We start from the raw sequence: 19377 nt of genomic DNA on the forward strand, positions 1-19377 counted from the left end.
CTATCGACCGAGAACTGGAATTCTCCCCGCCCCGCGCCAAGCCGAGGTAGGACGGGACCGAACGAAGGACACCGAGCCATGGCCTTCACCTGGAACACGCCCGAAGAAGACCGCGCGGCGATCGAACGGTGGTTCGCGACCTGGAGCGGCCAGGTCGCCGAGGTGGATTTCGCCCCGGCCCTGGAGCTGTTCGAAGAGAACATCGCGAGCTTCGGAACCCACATGGACGTTGTCGAGGGTCTTCAGGCGCTGGCCGACAACCAGTGGCGCAACGTGTGGCCGACGATCGAGGATTTCCGCTGGAACCTGGAGACGCTGAAGGTCGGCGTCTCCCCCGACCGGCTGTTCGCCATCGGCATCATCACCTTCTCCTCGACCGGCATCGCAGAGGACGGAAGCCGCTTCGACCGGCCGGGCCGCGGCACCGTCGCCTTCGCGCGCACGGCCGTGGGCGACGTCTGGAGCGGGGTGCACACCCACATCTCCCTCACGCCCGGCACGCCGCAGAAAAGCCACGGCGCCAGACCGCCAAAAAGCTGAACGGCGGCCCTTAGCCGTTCCAGGGCAGCGCCGCTTCGCTCTCCGCCACCAGCCAGCACCCGCCGAGCGAGCCCGGGAGAACCAGCGACATCACGCCCGGCCATGCGGTGTCCTTCGGTGCGAAGCCGCGCCCTTCCAGGAAGCTCCGCGTCGCCGCCAGATCGTCGGACAGCAGGGCATAGCCGGCCACGCCCGGCGCCGGCGCGACCGTGGCGCCCGGCAGCAGCTCGGCGGCACGCTGAGGGTTCGCCAGCAGAATGCCGCCGCGGGCCAGCGGGTAGCGGATCAGCCCGTCGTCCAGCCGCTGCGGCGAGACCTCGGTAAAGCGGGCATAGCGGTCCTCCGCCTCGCCCAGATCCTTCGGCACGATGATCACGTCGCGCAGGGCCACGATGCCGTTCTCGTGGCGCATCCAGAACTCCTGCCACACCAGCTCCTCGGTGTGGTGGCTCAGCACCTGCACCCGGCCCTCGGGCATGTCCTCTTCGGGGTTCTTGATCACCGTGAAGGCCGCCTCGCCCGAGCCGGTCTCCCCGCCATCCTCGGTAAGCAGCGGCACCGGGCGCTTAAGCGGCGTCGGCTCCTGCGGATGGAAGCCGGCCGCGGCCTGCCGCTCGCGTCGCGCCATCGCGTCCGGATCGGCCATCGCGACAATGTGAACGCCGGTATAGCGGTCGAGCTGACGCTGGGTGCGCGCGCCGGTCGGGGTCGATCCGTCGGTGACGGTCAGGACCTCCAGATACCCCTCGCGCAGCATCACGCAGCGGTTCGCCGTACCCATCGGCTTGCGCTGGCCGGCCTCGTCGGTGAAGGCGTGCAGCACGTAGGGGGTCTGCTTGAAGCCGAGCCTCGTCAGCTCCTGATGCGCCGCCTCCATGTCCGGAACGAAGTGGCCGAGATGGTCGAGAAACGTCTCGCCGGTCGTCGGAAGCTGTCGCCATGCCGCCATGTTTATGCCCTTTTTCGGGAGTGAGGTTTAACTGATCTATAGACTGGGACATGATAAGGAAGATGAGCGGAGTGACCAGACGGTGTCTTCGAACCGCCACTCCGCCCGATTGGAGGATGCCATGAAAGACCGTATCCGCCGCTGCCACTGCCGCGCTGCGCTGACCGCCAGAGCCGCTCATGCGCACTTCACCGACACCGTCGTTGTAGGCACCATGATGGCGGCTGCCATCGCCGCGACCGCGTGGCTGATGACCAGCCTCGCCATGTGATCCCGCAGGCGGTCTGAGCGGGCGTGATCGGGGCTCCGTGCCTCGGTCCCGCCGGACCGATCCCTCGGAACCACACCGACGCGGCGGCCGCGACATCCGCACCGCCCGCTTCCAGTCACCCGACAAGACACCGTCCCGCGCCGCCCCCGGGTGCGCCGGGTGCCGAGTACCCGTCAGCCCGCCGGATAGACCCGCAAGCCGCGGATAGCTGTCCTCCCCACCGCCGACTACGGATCGCCGAGACAACCTCGGAGATCGGACCATGTCGGTCGTCACCCGCCTACAGATCGCCGGATGCGGCATGCATCTGGCCGACCAGATCGCCCTGGTCGGCGTTCCCCTGACCGCCGCCCTCGCCTTCGATGCCTCGCCCGAAATCATCGGGATTCTTGTCGCCTGCCAGTCCCTGGCGCATCTGCTGGGCTCGATCCCGGCCGGCCTGATCGTCGACCGCGGTGCCCCGCACAGGGTGGCGCGCGCGGCGGTCCTGATCTCCCTGTTCGGCTTCGGCGGGACGGCGGCGAGCGTCGTTTCCGGCACCCTGATCGGGTTCGGCGCCTGCGTGACCGCCGCTGGGTTCGGGATCGTGCTGTTCGTCCTGACCGTCCTGTCGATGGTGCCGCGCAGCGTGCCGCCGACCGGCCTCGCCCAGGCCAACGCCCGCATCGAGATGCCGCGGGCGGCGGCCTCCTTCGCCGTCCCTCTCGTCCTCGGCGCGGTGATCTCGGCGGCAACCGTCGACTGGGTTTTCCCGGCCGCCATCGCCGGAGGGGTCGTCGCCCTGGCGGCCGTCGCCGGCCTGCCGCGATACGAGGCCGGCCCACCGAGTGTGGGAAGCCCGCTGCGCAAGGTCGTGGAGGGCGGCGCCTTCGTGCGGTCCAACGACCTGCTGATGGCGATCGCCGGCTGCGCCCTGTTCTGGAACTTCGCCTTCTCCGCCCTTCTGGTCACCATGGTGCCGCTGATCACCGACGTGTTCCGGATGGAGGCCGGTGTCTTCGGCATCGCCATGGCCGCCTTCGGCCTCGCCGCGTTCGCCGGATCGAGCCTGGCGGCGCGCTATGCCGGACGCATCCGGCCGAGCCTCATCCTGCTGTTCGGGCCCGGCAGCTCGGTGCCGGCCGTCCTGCTGCTTCTGACGGTCTCGCCCGGCGGCTCGCCGCTGCTGATCTATGCCGGGTTCTTCCTGCTGGGGTTTGGCCCGTCCATGTGGATGATCGCCCAGAACTCCGTGCGTCAGCTCGTCAGTCCGCGCGCCGTGCTGGGCCGGGTCAACGCGGTGATCCAGACCACGATCTACGGCGCACGACCGCTCGGCGCCCTCTGCGGCGGGTTTCTGATCTCGGCCACCTCGCCCGAGACCGCGGTGGCCTTCGTCGCCCTCGCCTACGGCCTATCCTTCGCCGCGGCCGCCTTCAGCAGGTTGCGGTCGATCCGCAGCTATGGCGACCTCGCCACCGCGGAGGCTGGCTGATCATCTGGCCCGCTTCAGTTCCTGACGGTCGGTGCGGCGGTTCCAGGGCAGCCAGACCGAGAAGGCCATGGAGGCGAGCCCGGGGAAAGCCACGGGGTCCGCCTTGGTGATCGGGACCGGCAGGCCCTGGTTCGACCCGCCGGCCAGCCACAGGGCGATCCGGCGGCCGAGGGCCGTGGTCATGGCCATGCCCCGGCCGTTGCAGGCGATCGCCGACCAGGCCTGGTCGTCCTCGCGCTCGCCCAGGGTCATCAGGCGCGGCATGAAGTCCCGCGCCGCGGCCAGCCGGCCCTGCCAGGCATAGGCGCACTCCATTGGCGGCAGTTGCGGCAGCATCTCGCTCAGCCGCGCCAGGTGATAGCTCTTCGCCCGCTCGGCCGAGCCGAAGGGCGAGGCGAGCAACCCGCCGGTCACGATCCGGTTGTCCCAGGTCCAGCGATAGGCGACCAGTTCCTTGCGGGTATCGGCGGAGGCCCTGTCGTTCGGCAGCACGCTGTCGCGCAGGGCCGGATCCAGCGGCTGGGTCGCCATCTGGAACAGGGTGATCGGGAACTGGGTCGCCTCGGCCCGGGGTGCCAGACCGTCGCCGGTGGCGTTGGTCGTCAGCAACAGGCGCCGGGCGATCACCGCGCCGCCGTCGGTCGACACCCGCCAGCGGTCGCCCTGGCGCTCGATCCCGCGGGCGCGGGACCCGGTGAACAGCGTCGCCCCCGCCTTCACCGCCGCCCCGGCCAGCCCGCGGCAATAGGCCAGCGGGTTCAGATGGCCGCCCGAGGTGTCGAGAAAGGCGCCGTGATAGACGGTGCTGCCGGTCTCGTGGACCGCCTCGTCCCGCGACAGCGCCTGCACCGGGCGGCCCAGCTTCTGCCACTGCGCGACCCGGTCCTCCAGCCACGCCCGCTTCTCCGGCGTGTGGATCGGCTGGATCCAGCCGCTCTGCCGGGCCTCGCAGTCGATGCCGTGGCGCCGGATCAGGTCGAAGACGAGTTCGCCGCCCTGGCCGATCATCTCGCAGACCTGCAGGCCGTAGTCGGGGCCCAGGGCCTTGCGCATGACCGTGGGATCGAGACCGGTCAGCAGGTTCGGCACCACGAAGCCGGTGTTGCGGCCCGAGGCGCCGAAGCCCGGCTCGTCCGCCTCCAGCACCGTAACCTCGACACCGGCCTCGGCCAGATGCAGGGCGGTGGAGAAGCCCAGATAGCCGCCGCCGACGACCGCAACATCGGTTTCCACCTCCCCCGCCAGAGGTCCGGTCTCGGGCCCGGCCGGCGCCGTGGCATGCCAGAACGAGGACTGAAACGACACCGAGGGATGCGGGGCCGCCGCAAGCCGCTCGAACAGGGTGGGGCTGTAGCCCTCATGCGCGATCTTCGTCATGGCCCCGATGCTAGATCGGGACGCGGCGCTGCGGAATGCCCTATCGGTCGGCATCCGCGCGCCGATCGAACGATCCCTGCCCCTCCGGCATTTTCGCCCACTCTGGCATTTTCGCCCCCTCTGGCATTTTCGCCTTTGCAGGAATTGCACTACCCCTGCGCCGGATGTCCCTGTCTAGTGCCGGCATGACCCAGACCGCCGACCCTCAATCGGAAAACAAGCCAAGCCTGCGCGACCTGCTGGTGGTGGTGTTCTTCACCACCATGGTGATGACGCTGGCCAGCATGGCCGTGCTGTGGATCCCGGCGATCGCCCCGGCGGTGGCCGCCGATCTGGACGTGTCGCCGTCCCTGGTCGGCTATCAGTTCACCCTGGCCTATATGGGCGCAATGACGACCAGCCTGCTGGTCGGCGGCTTCGTCCAGCGTTTCGGCGCGTGGCGCACGAGCCAGAGCAGCCTCGGCATGCTGGCGATCGGCCACCTGATCCTCATGAGCGGACATCTGGAACTGATGGTCTTCGGCTCGCTCGCCACCGGCTTCGGCTATGGCATGATGAACCCGCCGGCGTTGGATCTGCTCAACCGGGTGGTGACGCCGTCGAACCGCAATCTGGTGTTCTCGGTGCGGTTCACCGGCGTGCCGATCGGCGGCGTTCTCGCCAGCCTGGTGGCGCCGTCGCTGACCCTGGCCTTCGGCTGGCAGGCCACCATGCTGGTGGTCGGCGCGCTGGGCCTGTTGCTGTTCGTCGCCATGCAGCCGCTGCGCGCCAGGTTCGACGCCAACCGGCAGCCGGACGCGGCGGTCGTGCGCGACCCGTTCTCCGGCCTCCGGTTGGTGCTGCGGTCGCGGGCGCTCCGCTTCTTCGCCTTCACGGGCCTGTGCTTCGCCGCCGTGCAACTCTCGCTGATGTCCTTCACCGTGACCCTGCTGGTGGACGAGGTCGGCTGGACGCTGGTCACGGCCGGCGTCGCCTTGTCCTGCGTCCAGGTGGCCGGGGTGATCGGCCGCGTGAGCTGGGGCGTGATCGCCGACCGGCTGCGCTCGAGCACCGCCGTCCTCATCCTGATCGGCAGCGCCATGACGGTCGCCAGCCTGACCGCCTCGCAGATCGAGGCGGATTGGCCGCAGTTCGTGGTCTTCGGGTTCTTCTTCGTCTTCGGCATCGTGGCGGTCGGCTGGAACGGCGTGTTCGCGAGCGAGGCGGCCCGGATCAGCCCGCCGGGCAACATCGGACACACCACCGGCGGCGTGCTGTTCGTCACCTTCTCCGGCGTGCTGTTCGGACCGGTGGTGTTCTCCATGCTGTATCAGGTGACGGGCAGCTATTCGGCGACGTTCCTCGCATCGGCGGCACTCGCGGCCCTGGGCGTGGTGTTCCTCGGGATCTCGCGCCGCGCCGCCCGCGCTCAGTAAACGATCTTGCCGTCCGGCCGGAAGGCGTGGAACACGAAGGCGAAGGTGATCTCGTGGGCCACGTCGGTGCCGTCGCGGGTCACCACCACATTGCCGATATCCCGGCCCTCGGCGATCTTGCGGGTGTCCAGGGCGGAGTTCTGCCCCGGTTCCCAGGTGATCATCAGATCGCCGTCGCTCCACCAGCCCTTCTTGCGCAGCATCGCCAGGCTCCAGGCCATGTCGCCGATCACCACGACCCGCGCCATCGGCGCCAGCCCCTCGGGCATGGAGCCGTCATAGAGGAAGGGCACCGGCATGCTGTCATATCCCTTGTAGGGATTGATGCCGTAGGGCCGGGCCTTAGGGTCGTTCGGGATCAGGACCTGTCCGTCGGGGTGGCGTTCGGCGAACCGCTCTGCGCTCTCCATCCGCGCCGGGACCGAGCGCAGCCGCTGACCGGTCATGTCGCCGACAATCCCCTCGCCGGTGTACTGCTGCCACCAGCTCTCGGTCTCGCGGTCGTACATGATCAGCCCGGAGTTCCGGATGTTGCCGGTGGTGCCGAACTCGAGCGGCCGGCCCTCGACCCGCCGGTCGAAGACGATGGCGGCGTTGCAAAGCGGACAGTAGGTGACCGCCACCGGTATGCCGCCGACCGTGTCGTTGACGATCTCGTGCCAGATCAGAATCCGCAGGGGATAGGCGCGGGCGTCGCCGGAGATCGCGACGGAGACCACCGGCTCGGTCGGCGCAACCCCGGCGAACCCGCCGGTCACATCGGCGAAGAGCGGATCGTCGATCGAGGGAATGCCGTCGCGGACCGGACCGCCGGAGCTGATCTCGTCCAGCGGCACCGAATGGACCGAGAAATCCGTATCCGGCCACGCCTGCTCCCAGGCGTTGCCCGCCTCGACGGCGGAAGAGACCAGGAGGAACGCGGCGATCAGCACAGGCAGGACACGAAGATCAGGCATGGCTGAACAATGAGGCAACCCGGGCCTTCAACGGAAATCACGAACCGGAGAATACATCCAGATGGCCATTGCCGGCCGGTTCAGCCCGTGCCGAGCTTGGATGACCGGGACCGGATATTGGACAGGCGGGGATCGGGCGGCAGCTCGCCGATCGGATCATCGATATCGCCGAACTGGCGGAACAGCTCGGCCGATTCGATCGCGGTGTTCTGGACCTTGCGGGTCTCGCGCGGGTTCAGCATGCCGAAGGCCTTGCCGGCGTGGCGGCGGTCGATCTCGGCAAGCGTATTCGCGGCCTTCACAACGGCCGCATGCACAAACCCCGTCCCGACGGTACGGTCAACCGCATCCGCCAGAATTTCCAAAGCCTTGCGCTCGGACTCGGTCTTTGCCATGAGCCACTCACACGCGTCCACAATGGACGCCATCATCACCAACCGTTAGCCAGATTCAATGATTCGACCGAGTCGCGCAAGTGAATTTGATTTTATTGATATCTGATTCAGCGTTAACGGGCCGCGTGTATTTCAGATCGGAAAGCGGCTGCTTGTTCATTTCACGCGCCGGGAGTCGGAGACCTGGCGGCCCGCGCGTGCAATTGCCGTGATGTCCGCTCTCCGGTAGCGTTGGGCGTCGATGCCCTGCAGGAGTGCGGCGATGAAAGTTCTGATTCCCCTCGTTGTCTTCGCCGGCCTGATCGCGCTCGCCGTCCGCATGACCCTGCGTCAGCTCCGTCTGGAACAACTCTCCGCATCGGGCGCCGCGCCTGCCGGCCCGAGCATCGTCGCCGCGGCCGACACGGCCGGGAAATTCCACCGGATCTCCGACGGGCTGGAGGAGATGCGCCGAGACTGGCATCCGGTCCGCTTCCCCTCAGGCTGGGAATCCCGCTGCGGCGGATTTCCCGAGGAGAAGGCCTACAGCGATTCAAACATGATTCTGCGCCGCGACTGGTGCACGGCACACTGCGAGGCGGCCTGGCGGGTCGAGGTGGTGCGCGGCGCGGCGCCGATCTTCTGGTTCCAGTCCGCGCGCGACGCCGGCGCCTTCGTCGATGCCTGGTTTCCGTTCAAGTGCTCGTGAGGGGGCGGGCGGCGGCTACTGGTTCTGCTTCCGCCACTCGGCGGGATGCTCGAACTTGAGGCCCCAGATCCCCAGCTTCTCGCGCTTCGCCATGTTCTCCAAGGGGGCATAGTCCGGCCGTTCCTCCGGCAGGGCGACTGCCCACCCCGTGCGCACCATGCGGGTGTTCAGGTTCATGTCGCCGGCATAGCAGGTGCCGACCATCCGACCCTCCTCGTCGGCGCCCTCCTTGACGCAGACCACGTCGTTGCGGCCGACCAACTCGCGCAGGGCATCCATCGCCTGAATGCCGCACTGATAGGGCCGGCCGAACTCGTTCTCGCAGTACTGGTCCATCTCCGGCGCGTCGATCCCGGACAGGCGGACATCGTCGCGACCGACCGACAGGGTATCGCCCGAGGTCACCGTCGGCCGGCCCTTGATCTGCTGTGCCTGAACGTCGGAGGTCACACCCACCAACCCCATGGCCAGCCCGAGGCCGGCCATCATCAAGGTTCTCCGCATATTTCCCACTTTCGAGTTCTTCGAACGGTCGCTAAGGCGGGCGCAGTCTACATGAGATCGCGGTTCTGTCCGATACCCGGATTGATCGTCGGGATTAGTACCGGGATCACAGGATCTCCAGGTGCTTTTTGGCCTTTGGCGGCGGGAACGCCGCGTCCAGGGCGGCGATATCCTCGTCGTCCAGCGCGACCTCAAGTGCGGCCAAATTCGCCCGCACATGCTCCTGGCGTGCCGCCTTGGGAATGGCGATCACGCCGTCGCGCCGCAGCACCCAGGCCAGCGCGATGGTGAGATCGGACACCCCATGCTTGTCGGCGATCGGCCGCAGCGCCTTGTGGCCACCCAGCCGACCCTGCTCCAGCGGCGAATAGGCCATGACCGGCATGCCCTTGCGATCGCACCAGGGCAGCAGGTCGAACTCGGGGCCCCGGCGAGTCAGGTTGTAGAGGATCTGGTTCGTCGCGCAGTTGCCCCGTCCGGCGTCCTGGACGTCCTCCATCTCGCCAGTATCGAAATTGCTGACGCCCCAATGACGGATCTTGCCGTCCCGTTGCAACTGCTCGAAAGCGCCGAAGGTCTCTTCCAGCGGCGAGGATCCCGGCCAGTGCAGCAGATACAGATCGATGGTCTCGATCCCCATGCGCCGCAGGCTGGCCTCGCAGGCCTCGACCGTGCCGGTATGATCGGCGTTGTAGGGCAGGACCTTGGAGACGATGAACAACCCGTCGCGCCGGCCGGCGATGGCGTCGCCCACCACCTCCTCCGAGCCGCCGGACGCGTACATCTCCGCCGTGTCGATCAGGGTCATCCCGAGGTCGATGCCGAGCCGCAGGGCATCCGCCTCGGCCGCGCGGTCGGAGCCGCGCTCTCCCATATGCCAGGTCCCCAGACCCAGCGCCGGGACGCTCTCGCCCCCGGGCAATGTCACCGTCTTCATGATTACCTCCCCCGTGTGTCGCGGGCGCGACGTACCTCCTCCTGGTAGCGCATCACCCGATCCTTCAGGCCCGGCCGTGACGCCGAGGCGACCAGCGCCGCCATGTCCCGCGCCCGACCGTCTTCCAGTGTCAGCCCCGAGACCGTCGCCAGAATGCCACTCTCCAGCCGCGTCGCCATCGCCGTGGACCGTTCGATCTCGCCGGCCACCGCGTCTTCGTCGACCACAGCGTCGATCAGGCCGAGCGCCAGAGCCTCGTCCTGGTCGAGACGGTGGCCGCCGGCGACGATCTCCAGCGCCTTGTCCTGTCCGACCCGCCCGGCCAGCCGACGGGTACCCAGCGCGATGCCGAAACCGGCCCCCGGAAAGGCGAAGCGCCCGCTGCCGACCACGATACGCCGGCGGCAGGCGGCGACCAGGTCGGCCCCAGCCCCCATCGCCGCACCGCGGACCAGCGCCAGGGTCGGCACCGGCGCGTGATAGACCGCCTGCAGCAGGGTCTCGATCCGCACCAGCCGCAGCAGCAGATCGCCGTCGGTGAGCGCCTCCAGATCGCTGAGGTCGAAGCCGGCGCAGAAATGCCTGCCCTCGCCCTGCAGAACGATCAGCCGAACCCCATCGCCGGGTGCGGCCTCCACGGCCGGCAGCAGGGCCTCCACGATATCCGGGCCCAGGGCGTTGCTGCGGTCCGCCCGGTTCAGGGACAGGCGCAGGACCGCGCCGTCCCGGGCGACAAGAACCGGCTCGCTCACCCCGTCGCTCCCAGCGCGTCGGCAATCGCCTTGCCGGCTTCCGTGGTGGAGGCGGTGCCGCCGAGATCGACCGTGCGCCCGGCCGGGGTGGCGAGCGCGGTATCGACCGCCGCCTCTAGCGCCATGGCGGCGCGCAGGGCGGTGTCGTCGCCGGAATTGCGGGCGATCCAGCCGATCAGCATGGCGGTCGACAGCACCAGGGAGGTCGGGTTGGCGATCCCCTTGCCGGCGATGTCCGGCGCCGTGCCGTGGGCGGCCTGGGCGATGGCGTATTTGTCACCGGCATTCAGCGAGCCGGCCACGCCGAGGCCGCCGGCGAGCTCGGAGGCCTGGTTCGACAGGATATCGCCGAACATGTTGGTGGTGCAGATCACGTCGAACCGCTCGGGCTCGCGCACCAGCAGCGAGGCCATGGCATCGACCAGCACCTCCTCCACCTCCAGCCCGCTCTCGTCATGCGCCGCTGCGATCACCGCGTTGCGGAACAGGCCGTCGGACAGCTTCAGGACGTTCGACTTGGTCACGATGGTCAGCTTCTTGCGCCGGCCCGCCGCCAGCGCCGCCGCCGTGCGGCCGATCCGCTCCGATCCCTGGCGGGTGATCTTGCGCACGGCCAGGGCCAGATCGGGGGTCGGCATGAACTCGCCGGAGCCGATATGCATGGTGCGGTCGGCATAGAAGCCTTCGGTATTCTCCCGCGCGATCACCAGGTCCATCGACTTGGCCAGAGACGGCACTCCGACGCGGGTGCGCGACGGCCGGATATTGGCATACAGGTCGAGACGCTTGCGGAACTCGGCCGACGGGTTCAGCCCGCCCTCGGCCGGCGGCGGATAGGAGGCGGTATCGACCGGTCCGAGGATGACCCCGTCCACCGCGGTCGAGCGGGCGAAGGTGTCGTCGCTGACGGTGATGCCGTCCTGCTTGAGCCCCTGCAGCCCGACCCGCCCGGTCTCGATCTCAAGGCCGAGACGGAAGACCGATTCCAGCCGGTCGAGCACGCTGGCGACAACGTCCGAGATCTCCGGACCGATCCCGTCTCCGGGCAAAAGCAGCAGCTTCATTGTGTCTCCCCAGGGCCGACGGAGCGCGTCCGCCGAATTCCTTTTCTTGTAAGAGCCCCGCAACGAAAGCGTCACGGGCCACCGGTATCCAGAACGGCATAAAGACGCGCGGACAGACGCGTCTCGCTTCGACACCGCCCCGACCATTCCGGTCCCGCGGCAGGCCGCGCCGTTTCCGGCCTTAGGGAGACATACCCATGGATCGCACGCAAGATACCGTTCGCGCCACGTCCACCGAGAAACTGAGCTTCGACGACTGGGACGAGCTTCGCTCGCCGCGGCCGGCCGTCACCGATTTCGACACCGTCGTCGACCGTGCGATGTCGCGCCGCGGCTTCCTCGGCGGCATCGCCGTGCTGGGGGGTGCCGCCTTCCTGATGGGCACCTCCGCCCTCACCCCGGCCCGGGCCGCCTCCCGGCTGGCGTTCGACGCCGTCGCCGCGAACAGCCTGGACACCATCACCGTCCCGAACGGCTACCGCTGGCAGATCCTCACGACCTGGGGCGACCCGCTGTGGTCGGACGCCGCCGATTTCGATCCGCAGACCCGCGGCACCGGGGCCAGCCAGGAGCGGGCCTTCGGCGACAACAATGACGGCATGGCGCTGTTCACGGACGGTGCGCGCAGCATCCTGGCGGTGAACAACGAATACACCAACCTGGTGCACACCTTCGGCAACCGTCCTGACGGCAAGCCGGTCGACGCCGACGACGTCCGCAAGGGCAAGGCGGCGCACGGCGTGTCCGTCATGGAGGTCGCCGAGGCCGACGGCGGCTGGAGCGTCGTGAAGGACAGCCCCTTCAATCGCCGCATCACCGCCGACACGCCGATGGAGATCACCGGTCCGGCCCGTGGCCACGACCTGCTCAAGACCGAGGCGGACCCGACCGGCACCGCCTCGCTGGGAACCTGGAACAACTGCGGCAACGGCCGCACGCCGTGGGGCACCTATCTGACCTGCGAGGAGAACTTCAACGGCTACTTCTCCTCCTCCGACGCCGACTACAAGCCGAGCGAGGCGCTATCCCGCTACGGGGTGTCCAACAAGGACTGGGGCTACGCCTGGGCCATGGCGGACGAGCGGTTCGACATCTCCAGGCACCCGAACGAGCCGAACCGCGCCGGATACATCGTCGAGATCGACCCGTTCGATCCGGCCTCCACGCCGAAGAAGCGCACCGCGCTGGGCCGCTTCAAGCACGAGAACGCCGAGCTGGTCATCGACCGTTCCGGCCACGCGGTCGTCTATATGGGCGACGATGAGCGCGGCGAGTTCCTCTACAAGTTCGTCTCCGGGGGCACCTACACGCTCGGCGGCGACAATTCCGGCCTGCTGGAATCCGGCTCCCTCTTCGTCGCCAAATTCAACGAAGACGGCACCGGCGAGTGGCTGGCGCTGACGCCGCAGACCACCGGCATGGCCTCCCAGGCGGAGATCTGCGTCCACACCCGCCAGGCCGCCTCGGCGGTCGGGGCGACCACGATGGACCGGCCGGAATGGGTCTCGGCCAATCCGACGAAGGCCGAGGTCTACTGCTGCCTGACCAACAACAAGAACCGCGGCGTGAAGCCGAATGCCGGCGGCGACGCGACCCCGACCAACGGGCCGAACCCGCGCGAGAAGAACAACTACGGCCAGATCGTGCGCTGGATGCCCGAGAACGGCGATCACACGGCCGCCGGTTTCACCTGGAACCTGTTCGTGCTGGCCGGCAACCCGACCGTCCACAAGGACGCCTATGCCGGCTCGGCGAACGTGACCGCCGACAACATGTTCAACTCGCCCGACGGCCTCGCCTTCGACAGCACCGGCCTGCTCTGGATTCAGACCGACGGAAGCTACGACAACGAGGGCGATTTCGCCGGCATGGGCAACAACCAGATGCTGATCGGCGATCCGGAGACCGGAGAGATCCGGCGCTTCCTGGTCGGCCCGAAGGAATGCGAGATCACCGGCATCACCTGGAGCGCCGACCGCCGCACGGTCTTCGTCGGCGTCCAGCACCCGGGCGAGGACGGCAACAGCAGCTTCCCCGGCGGCGAGGGCTCCGTGCCGCGCTCCTGCGTGGTCGCGATCAAGCGCGAGGACGGCGGCCTGATCGGGTGACCGTCGAACGGGTATAGGACACAAAGCAGGGGCGGCTTTCGGGCCGCCCCTTGATTTTGACGAGACCGTTCAGCCCCCGCGCAGCAAGTCGAGCGCCACCGGGTTGAACCAGTCTGCGTCCTCGTACTGCACCCAGTGGCCGACGCCGTCGCGCATGGCGATACCGGCATCCGGCTGGATCGCCTTCAAGGCGGCGTGGCGCGGCTCGAAGAAGCCGACGGCGGTCACGTCCTCGCTGCCCCAGATCAGGTTGATCCGGCCCTTGATCAGCGGGAAGGTCCGGGACAGCCGGTCGCTCAGCGAGATCGGGCGCGAGCGGATCCGGTTGCGCGCCATGTTGATCTCCTGGATGTGGTCCGCGAGGGCGTCGATATTGCCCGCGTCGGCGAACATCAGGATGCCGAGATTGTGCCGGCGCAGGCGGACCTGCTCGTCGGCGGCCATGTCCGGGGTGATGCGGATCATCTGCTGGGTCGTCGGCCCGCGGTCGCCCAGACCGGCGGCTCCGACGCCGGTGTAGCTCAGCACCCGCTCGCCCAGGCCGGCCGCCACCAGGCCGCCGATGATCGAGCCGAAGGAGAAACACATCATCCGCAACGGCGTCTCGCCGGGCACCACCTGACGCACGCCTTCGGTCACGATGGCGGCGAGGCTGTCGGCGTCGAAGGGATGATCCGGGTCGTCGCTGTCGCCCTGGCCCGGCATGTCGGCGGCGACGACGCGGAAGTGCCGCGCGAGAAACTCCACGTTCCGCACCCAGTGGTTCCACGACCCGAAGCCGCCATGCAGCAGGATCAGCGGCTCCCCCTGCCCCCATTCGCGCCACACCATCGTGCCGGAACCGCAGGGGGTGCGGATCACGCGGGACAGGGCTTCGATGCGGGCGAGTTCGGCGGCGGGATCTGCCGCAGGAAAGCTGGTCATGGTCCGATCGAAGCGGGGGCCGGGACGGAAGTCAACGCCTCAACTCGGGCACCAGGAACACCAGCAGCGCCATCGCCACCAGCCCCTCCAGGGAGATCACCGTCAGCGCCATCGACCCGCCCAGCCAGTCCGCCAGCCAGCCCACATGCAGCACGCCGAGCGGGCCGGCGCCGATGCACACGGACAGGATGCCCATGAGCCGGGAGCGGATCTCCGGCGGGGCCTCGGAGAACATGATGGCACTCTGCATCGAGGCGAATCCGGAAATCCCGAGCCCGCCCACGACCAGAACCGCAAGCGCGAGGCCATAGTCGGTCTGCAGGGAAAACAGGAAGACGCAGAAGATGAACAGGCAGGATCCCAGAAGGTAGATCCGACGGAACCGCTCGGGTGCGGCCAGGAAGGCGACGGCCATCGCCCCGGCAAAGGCGCCCGCACCCTCCACCGACAGCAGCAGGCCGGTCCACACCGCGTCGGCGCCGAAGGTCTCCTTGCCGACGACCGGGATCATCGCGGCGTAGGGGAAGGCGAACAGGTTGACGATCACCGTGACGCCAAGATGCCCCATCAGCGCGCGCGACCGGCGCAGATAGGCGAAGCCGTCGCGGATCTCCGAGAACAGGGCGAAGGGCCGCGGTTCCTTCGCCGCCGGGCGGTAGACGACCAGGACCGCCAGCAGCACCGAGATCGCGAAGAACGTGCCCGAGACGACGAAGATTCCCTGCATGCCGATGGTGGCGTAGAGCCCGCCGCCGGCGATCGGACCGACCATGCGGGTGGCGTTGTTGGAGGCGCTGTCCATGGCCATGGCGGCACCGAGACGGGATGTACCCACCGACTCGCCCAGGATCGTGCGGCGGACCGGGAAGTCCGTCGACCAGCCGAGCCCCGACAGGAAGGCGCCGAGCCCGACCTGCCACAGGGTCAGCGTCCCCGCCCAGGCAGACAGCGCCAGCAGGGCCGCCGTCACCGCCATCAGCGACAGCGATCCGATCAGCAGCAGCTTGCGGTCGACCCGGTCGGCGATAACCCCCGTGACCGAGCCGAACAGCGCCATCGGCGCCATCCGCAGCATGGTCATCACGGCGGTCATCACCGCCGATCCGGTCTCGGCATACGCCCACACGCCGACCGCCAGCATTTCCAGCCAGCGCATCGCGCCCATCAGCACGCCGATGGTCCACAGCTTTCGGAAGGTCGGATCGGCGATGAGGGACAGCGGACCCGAAGCTCGGCTTCCCCCTCCGCCGCTGCTCCCGGAGGCTGCCGTCATCTAAGAGCCATCGGATCCGGCCCCATCAGATCTGGCCGGCGCGGCGCAGCATGTCGATGGAGGCGGACAGCGCCTCGGCGGCCCGGTCGACCTCCGCGGTGCCGTGGGTCGAAGAGACGAGCCCGCCGCAGGCCGGGTTGAGATCGACGCCGTTGACCAGCATCGCCAGCCGCAGCAGCCGGATCAGCTCCTTCGGCCGGTCCTTCATCGCCACCGTCGGCAGGGAGAGCGGATCGAAGGCGAACGGGTCCGCCACCGGATGGCCGTCCTGCATGAACAGATGGAAGATCGAGAAATCGCCATAGACCGCCCAGGGCACCCCCTTGTCGGCGATCACCCGGTTCAGGGCCTCGCGCAGGGCGCGGCCGGTCTCGTTGGCCCGCGCGCAGGCATCGCCCTCGGCGATGATCGTGAGCGCCGCGGTGCCCGCGGCGGCGGAGACCGGGTTGGCGTTGAAGGTGCCGGGATGGCCGATCTTGTCGCGCCCCTTCGCGGCTGCCGCGTCGAAGTCCAGCGCGTCGAGGATGTCCTGGCGGCCGCCGATGGCCCCGCCCGGCATGCCGCCCGCCAGGATCTTCGCCCAGGAGGTCAGATCCGGGGTGACGCCGAACGCCTCGGTCGCGCCGCCCGGCGCCAGGCGGAAGCCGGACACCACCTCGTCCATGATCAGCAGCACGCCGTGCTTCGCCGTTTCCTCGCGCAGCATGGCGAGGAAGCCCGGCGCCAGCGGCGTATAGCCGGTGCTGCCGCCGATCGGCTCGATGATGGCGGCGGCGATGTCGCTGTCCTCGGCAAGGACGCGCTTCAACTGCTCAGGCTCGTTCGGATCGACCAGCACCACCGCGTCGGTCACCCCGCCGAGCACGCCCGGCGTCGACTTGCCGTCGAAATGCGAGGCGACCCCATGGGTCATGTGGTCGTGCCAGCCGTGGAAGTGCGTGCGGAAGCGGATGACCTTGTTCTTGCCGGTGAAGTCGCGGGCGAGCCGCAATCCCATCAGCGTGGCCTCGGTGCCCGACGAGGTGAAGCGCACCCGTTCCACCGCCGGATAGAGCCGCTTGACCGCCTTGGCCCAGGCGATCTCACGGCGCTGGCCGGCGGCGAACTGGGTGCCCTCGGCGACCGCTTCCTGGGTCGCCGCCGTCACCCGCGGATCGGCATGGCCGAGCAGCAAAGCGCCATGGCCGCCGAAGAAGTCGACATAGTCGTTGCCGTCCACATCCCATTTGATCGGGCCGGCCGCCTTGTCGACATACAGGCCGTAAGGCTTCAGGTGCCGGGCGTCATGGGTGATTCCGCTGGGAAACAGCTCCCGCGCTTCCGCCGCCAGGGCGGCGGAGCCCGGCGTCTTCTCGCGATAGGCGGCCTCGATCGGCGAGTTGGTCAGGCGCTCTTCGGCGGCACGGCTGTCGGGCATGGGACGTCCTGTTCGGTGAGTTAGTCGGCGTCAGTCATTCGGCGGCAGTCATTCGGCGGCGGCCGACATCCGTTTGTCGGCCATGTAGGCGGAGAGTTTCGGCCAGACGGTCTCGGCCAGGGTGGTGAAGGACCGGCGCCACAGGGGCAGCGCGCCCTCCATGTCATGGCCGGTCAGCATGAGGGTGCCGAAATCGCCGACCTCGTCGCGGAAGGCGATCAGCCGGTCGAGCACGGTGTCGGCCGAGCCGGCGATCACCAGCTCCTTGGCCTTGACCATGGCCTCGGCCTTGGCGGCGGTCCAGTCGATATCGGTATTGAAGTCACCGCCGGCGAGTTTCCCCTGGGCGTTCAGATAGGTGTAGTACCAGGTGAAGGTACCTTCCGGATCGTCCAGGATCTCCTGCGCCTCGGCGTCGCTGTCGGTGATCAGCACGCTGCGGCCGACCCGCCAGACCGACGGATCGGGCTTGCGTCCGGCCTGCTCGGCGCCGGCGGCATAGGACGGCCAGTGGGTGGCGATATCGGCGGCCGGCACGAAGTTGCCCGACAGCAGGCACCAGCCGCGCTGGCCGGCGAAATTAGCGGTCATCGAGTTGGCGCCACGCACCGATACCGCGATCGGCGGGTGCGGCTGCTGGTACGGACGGATGAACCGGCCGATTCCCATCTCCGGCAGGATCCGGTCGGTCAGCGACGTCTGGACGTGGTCGCCCTCATGGGTGAAGGGCGGGTCCTCGGTCCAGATCTTCATGATCAGGTCGATGGACTCGATCATCGCCATGGCGCGCTTGCGGCCGTCGAGATTGCCGAACACCTCCCAGTCGCTGGACAGCCCGCCGGAGCCGATGCCGAACAGGAACCGGCCCTTCGACAGATGGTCGAACAGCGCCGCGTGGCCGGCGACCACCACCGGGTGCTGCTGCGGCAGGGACACGACGCCGGTGCCGAACTTGATCTGCTTGGTCTCGGCGATCAGCGAGGCGTTGAAGATCAGCGGCGAGGGGATCGGCTCGCCGGTGGAGGTGTAGTGCTCGCCCATCCAGGCCTCGGAGAAGCCGAGCCGGTCGCCGAGCAGGACAAGCTCACGGTTCTCCTCGATCACGGTGGTCAGATCGCGCGCCGGCGGGTGCAGCGGCATCATGAACAGGCCGAGATTGACCATCGCTATTTCCCCTGAACAGTGTGACCTCTTGAGCGGGCCGGTTGGACGGATGCCGGAACGGTAGCACCGGCCTCGGGGGCGGCGGAAGTTGGGGAATCGGTTCCTCTCCACGCGACGATCTCTCCCCGGGCTTGTTCCGGGGCCGCCCCAAGCGTTGCGCCCAAGGCAACGAACGCAGTGCAACGCTGAGACGTGGGCCCCGGACTAAATCCGGGGAGTGTTCTGGAGGTTTTTGGATTTCTACCCACTCCCCGGATTCAGTCCGGGGCGAGCCCGGACGCCGCTCGTGGCCTTCATGATGTAGCGCATGGCCCACCCGCTTGCCCCGGCACAAGGCCGGGGACTGTTTCGGGTAAGGAAAGTCGGCCAGCCCGGCCTACGCCGGTGCCTCGCACCGACTGTGCCGGTTTCACACCTTGTGCCGGTCGAAGGTCGGGCTCATCAGGATCTCGTTCAGGCAGGCGCCCGGGCTCAGCGCCGCCAGGAACGCCACCACGTCGGCCACGTCCTCCGGCTGGATCACCTGCTTCAGTTCGTCCGGCGTGAGTTTCTTCGGCCGTCGGTCGAGGATCGGCGTGCGCACCTCGCCCGGGCAGATCGCCGTCGACCGGATGCCGTCGTTGCCATGCTCGCGCTGAATGAGAAAGCTCAGCGACATGACCGCGTGCTTCGACGCCCCGTAGGCGACGCCGGCGACTTCCGAATAGAACCGCCCGGCCCAGGACGAGGTCGTCGCGATCACCCCGTCCTTCTGCCGCAGCATGATCGGCAGGGCCGCAGCGACGCCGTTGTAGACGCCCTTGATGTTGGCATCGATCACGTCGTCCCAACCGTCCAGCAGCGACGGATCGGCCGCGGCCTCGCGCCAGGTCCGCTGGGTGACGTTCGTGCCGGCGTTGTTGAACTGCAGGTCCAGGCGGCCGTGATCGGCGTCGATCCGCTTGCCCGCCTCCAGCACCGCCGCGCGGTCGGTGATGTCCAGCGCGATGACCTGGGCCTTGCCGCCGTCGGAGCGGATCGCCTCCGCCAGGGTCTGCAGCGGCTCTTCGCGGCGACCGCTCAGCACCACCGTCATGCCGTCGCCGGCCAGCCGCCTCGCCGTCGCCTCGCCGATCCCGGTCCCCGCTCCGGTGATCCACGCCACCATTCCGTCAACACTGCGCATTGGC

At 68.5% G+C, this 19377-nt stretch carries 19 protein-coding genes; 6 read left to right on the forward strand and 13 right to left on the reverse strand.

Annotated elements, in window-relative coordinates:
• Window positions 1–78 precede the first annotated feature (78 nt).
• On the forward strand, window positions 79–540 hold the full coding sequence (locus BLS34_RS22300; RefSeq protein ID WP_028795190.1) for a YybH family protein: 462 nt from the start codon (window positions 79–81) through the stop codon (window positions 538–540).
• A gap of 10 nt (window positions 541–550) precedes the next feature.
• Here the strand turns inward: BLS34_RS22300 and BLS34_RS22305 are convergent, their stop codons facing one another.
• Complete coding sequence (locus BLS34_RS22305) at window positions 551–1489, reverse strand: VOC family protein (protein WP_093154007.1); 939 nt, start codon at window positions 1487–1489, stop codon at window positions 551–553.
• A gap of 121 nt (window positions 1490–1610) precedes the next feature.
• Here BLS34_RS22305 and BLS34_RS26065 point away from each other — a divergent pair, with 121 nt between their 5' ends.
• Window positions 1611–1760, forward strand: coding sequence for a hypothetical protein (locus BLS34_RS26065; protein WP_156907363.1), 150 nt, complete (start codon window positions 1611–1613; stop codon window positions 1758–1760).
• 262 nt (window positions 1761–2022) lie between these two features.
• Window positions 2023–3234, forward strand: a complete 1212-nt coding sequence (locus BLS34_RS22310) for an MFS transporter (protein ID WP_093154010.1) — start codon at window positions 2023–2025, stop codon at window positions 3232–3234.
• Here BLS34_RS22310 and BLS34_RS22315 read toward each other — a convergent pair whose 3' ends face one another.
• Window positions 3235–4611 carry an NAD(P)/FAD-dependent oxidoreductase gene (locus BLS34_RS22315; RefSeq protein ID WP_175474347.1) on the reverse strand — a complete coding sequence of 459 codons (1377 nt, stop codon included), beginning with the start codon at window positions 4609–4611 and terminating at the stop codon, window positions 3235–3237.
• A 185-nt stretch (window positions 4612–4796) separates the two neighbouring features.
• Between BLS34_RS22315 and BLS34_RS22320 the strand changes: the two genes are divergently transcribed.
• Window positions 4797–6026, forward strand: coding sequence for an MFS transporter (locus BLS34_RS22320; RefSeq protein ID WP_175474348.1), 1230 nt, complete (start codon window positions 4797–4799; stop codon window positions 6024–6026).
• Here BLS34_RS22320 and BLS34_RS22325 read toward each other — a convergent pair.
• Window positions 6020–6982, reverse strand: coding sequence for a DUF3179 domain-containing protein (locus tag BLS34_RS22325; RefSeq protein WP_093154016.1), 963 nt, complete (start codon window positions 6980–6982; stop codon window positions 6020–6022). The genes BLS34_RS22320 and BLS34_RS22325 overlap by 7 nt on opposite strands.
• Window positions 6983–7062: 80 nt before the next feature.
• Window positions 7063–7377, reverse strand: coding sequence for a hypothetical protein (locus BLS34_RS22330; RefSeq protein ID WP_093154019.1), 315 nt, complete (start codon window positions 7375–7377; stop codon window positions 7063–7065).
• A gap of 262 nt (window positions 7378–7639) precedes the next feature.
• Here BLS34_RS22330 and BLS34_RS22335 point away from each other — a divergent pair, with 262 nt between their 5' ends.
• On the forward strand, window positions 7640–8065 hold the full coding sequence (locus tag BLS34_RS22335; RefSeq protein ID WP_028795196.1) for a hypothetical protein: 426 nt from the start codon (window positions 7640–7642) through the stop codon (window positions 8063–8065).
• Window positions 8066–8080: 15 nt separating this feature from the next.
• Here BLS34_RS22335 and BLS34_RS22340 read toward each other — a convergent pair whose 3' ends face one another.
• The 4 genes from BLS34_RS22340 to BLS34_RS22355 form a co-directional block, all read right to left on the reverse strand.
• On the reverse strand, window positions 8081–8554 hold the full coding sequence (locus BLS34_RS22340) for a thermonuclease family protein (protein ID WP_175474349.1): 474 nt from the start codon (window positions 8552–8554) through the stop codon (window positions 8081–8083).
• Window positions 8555–8675: 121 nt separating this feature from the next.
• Window positions 8676–9506, reverse strand: a complete 831-nt coding sequence (locus tag BLS34_RS22345) for an aldo/keto reductase (RefSeq protein ID WP_093154023.1) — start codon at window positions 9504–9506, stop codon at window positions 8676–8678.
• A 2-nt stretch (window positions 9507–9508) separates the two neighbouring features.
• Complete coding sequence (locus tag BLS34_RS22350; protein ID WP_093154026.1) at window positions 9509–10258, reverse strand: enoyl-CoA hydratase/isomerase family protein; 750 nt, start codon at window positions 10256–10258, stop codon at window positions 9509–9511.
• Window positions 10255–11322 (reverse strand): isocitrate/isopropylmalate dehydrogenase family protein, encoded by a 1068-nt coding sequence (locus BLS34_RS22355; protein ID WP_093154028.1) that lies wholly within the window; start codon window positions 11320–11322, stop codon window positions 10255–10257. Before BLS34_RS22355 ends, BLS34_RS22350 begins: the two co-directional genes overlap by 4 nt.
• A gap of 197 nt (window positions 11323–11519) precedes the next feature.
• On the opposite strand from BLS34_RS22355, the gene BLS34_RS22360 reads away from it, so the two are divergent.
• Window positions 11520–13430, forward strand: a complete 1911-nt coding sequence (locus BLS34_RS22360) for a PhoX family protein (RefSeq protein ID WP_093154031.1) — start codon at window positions 11520–11522, stop codon at window positions 13428–13430.
• 69 nt (window positions 13431–13499) lie between these two features.
• Here the strand turns inward: BLS34_RS22360 and BLS34_RS22365 are convergent, their stop codons facing one another.
• From BLS34_RS22365 to BLS34_RS22385, 5 genes are all read right to left on the reverse strand, one after another.
• A complete protein-coding gene (locus BLS34_RS22365; RefSeq protein ID WP_093154033.1) occupies window positions 13500–14354 on the reverse strand; it encodes an alpha/beta fold hydrolase in 855 nt (284 codons plus the stop codon).
• A gap of 31 nt (window positions 14355–14385) precedes the next feature.
• Window positions 14386–15627: an MFS transporter gene (locus BLS34_RS22370; RefSeq protein WP_028795202.1), complete on the reverse strand. Its 1242-nt coding sequence runs from the start codon at window positions 15625–15627 to the stop codon at window positions 14386–14388.
• Window positions 15628–15652: 25 nt separating this feature from the next.
• The gene (locus BLS34_RS22375) at window positions 15653–17044 is read right to left on the reverse strand and encodes an aspartate aminotransferase family protein (RefSeq protein ID WP_093154036.1); all 1392 of its coding nucleotides are present in this window, start codon (window positions 17042–17044) and stop codon (window positions 15653–15655) included.
• A gap of 48 nt (window positions 17045–17092) precedes the next feature.
• Window positions 17093–18208 carry an LLM class flavin-dependent oxidoreductase gene (locus BLS34_RS22380; protein WP_038015140.1) on the reverse strand — a complete coding sequence of 372 codons (1116 nt, stop codon included), beginning with the start codon at window positions 18206–18208 and terminating at the stop codon, window positions 17093–17095.
• 409 nt (window positions 18209–18617) lie between these two features.
• Window positions 18618–19373 (reverse strand): SDR family oxidoreductase, encoded by a 756-nt coding sequence (locus tag BLS34_RS22385; protein ID WP_028795205.1) that lies wholly within the window; start codon window positions 19371–19373, stop codon window positions 18618–18620.
• Window positions 19374–19377: the final 4 nt, after the last annotated feature.

Origin of the sequence: Thalassobaculum litoreum DSM 18839 (genome assembly GCF_900102465.1) — a bacterium.
In the GTDB taxonomy this organism is placed as follows: domain Bacteria; phylum Pseudomonadota; class Alphaproteobacteria; order Thalassobaculales; family Thalassobaculaceae; genus Thalassobaculum; species Thalassobaculum litoreum.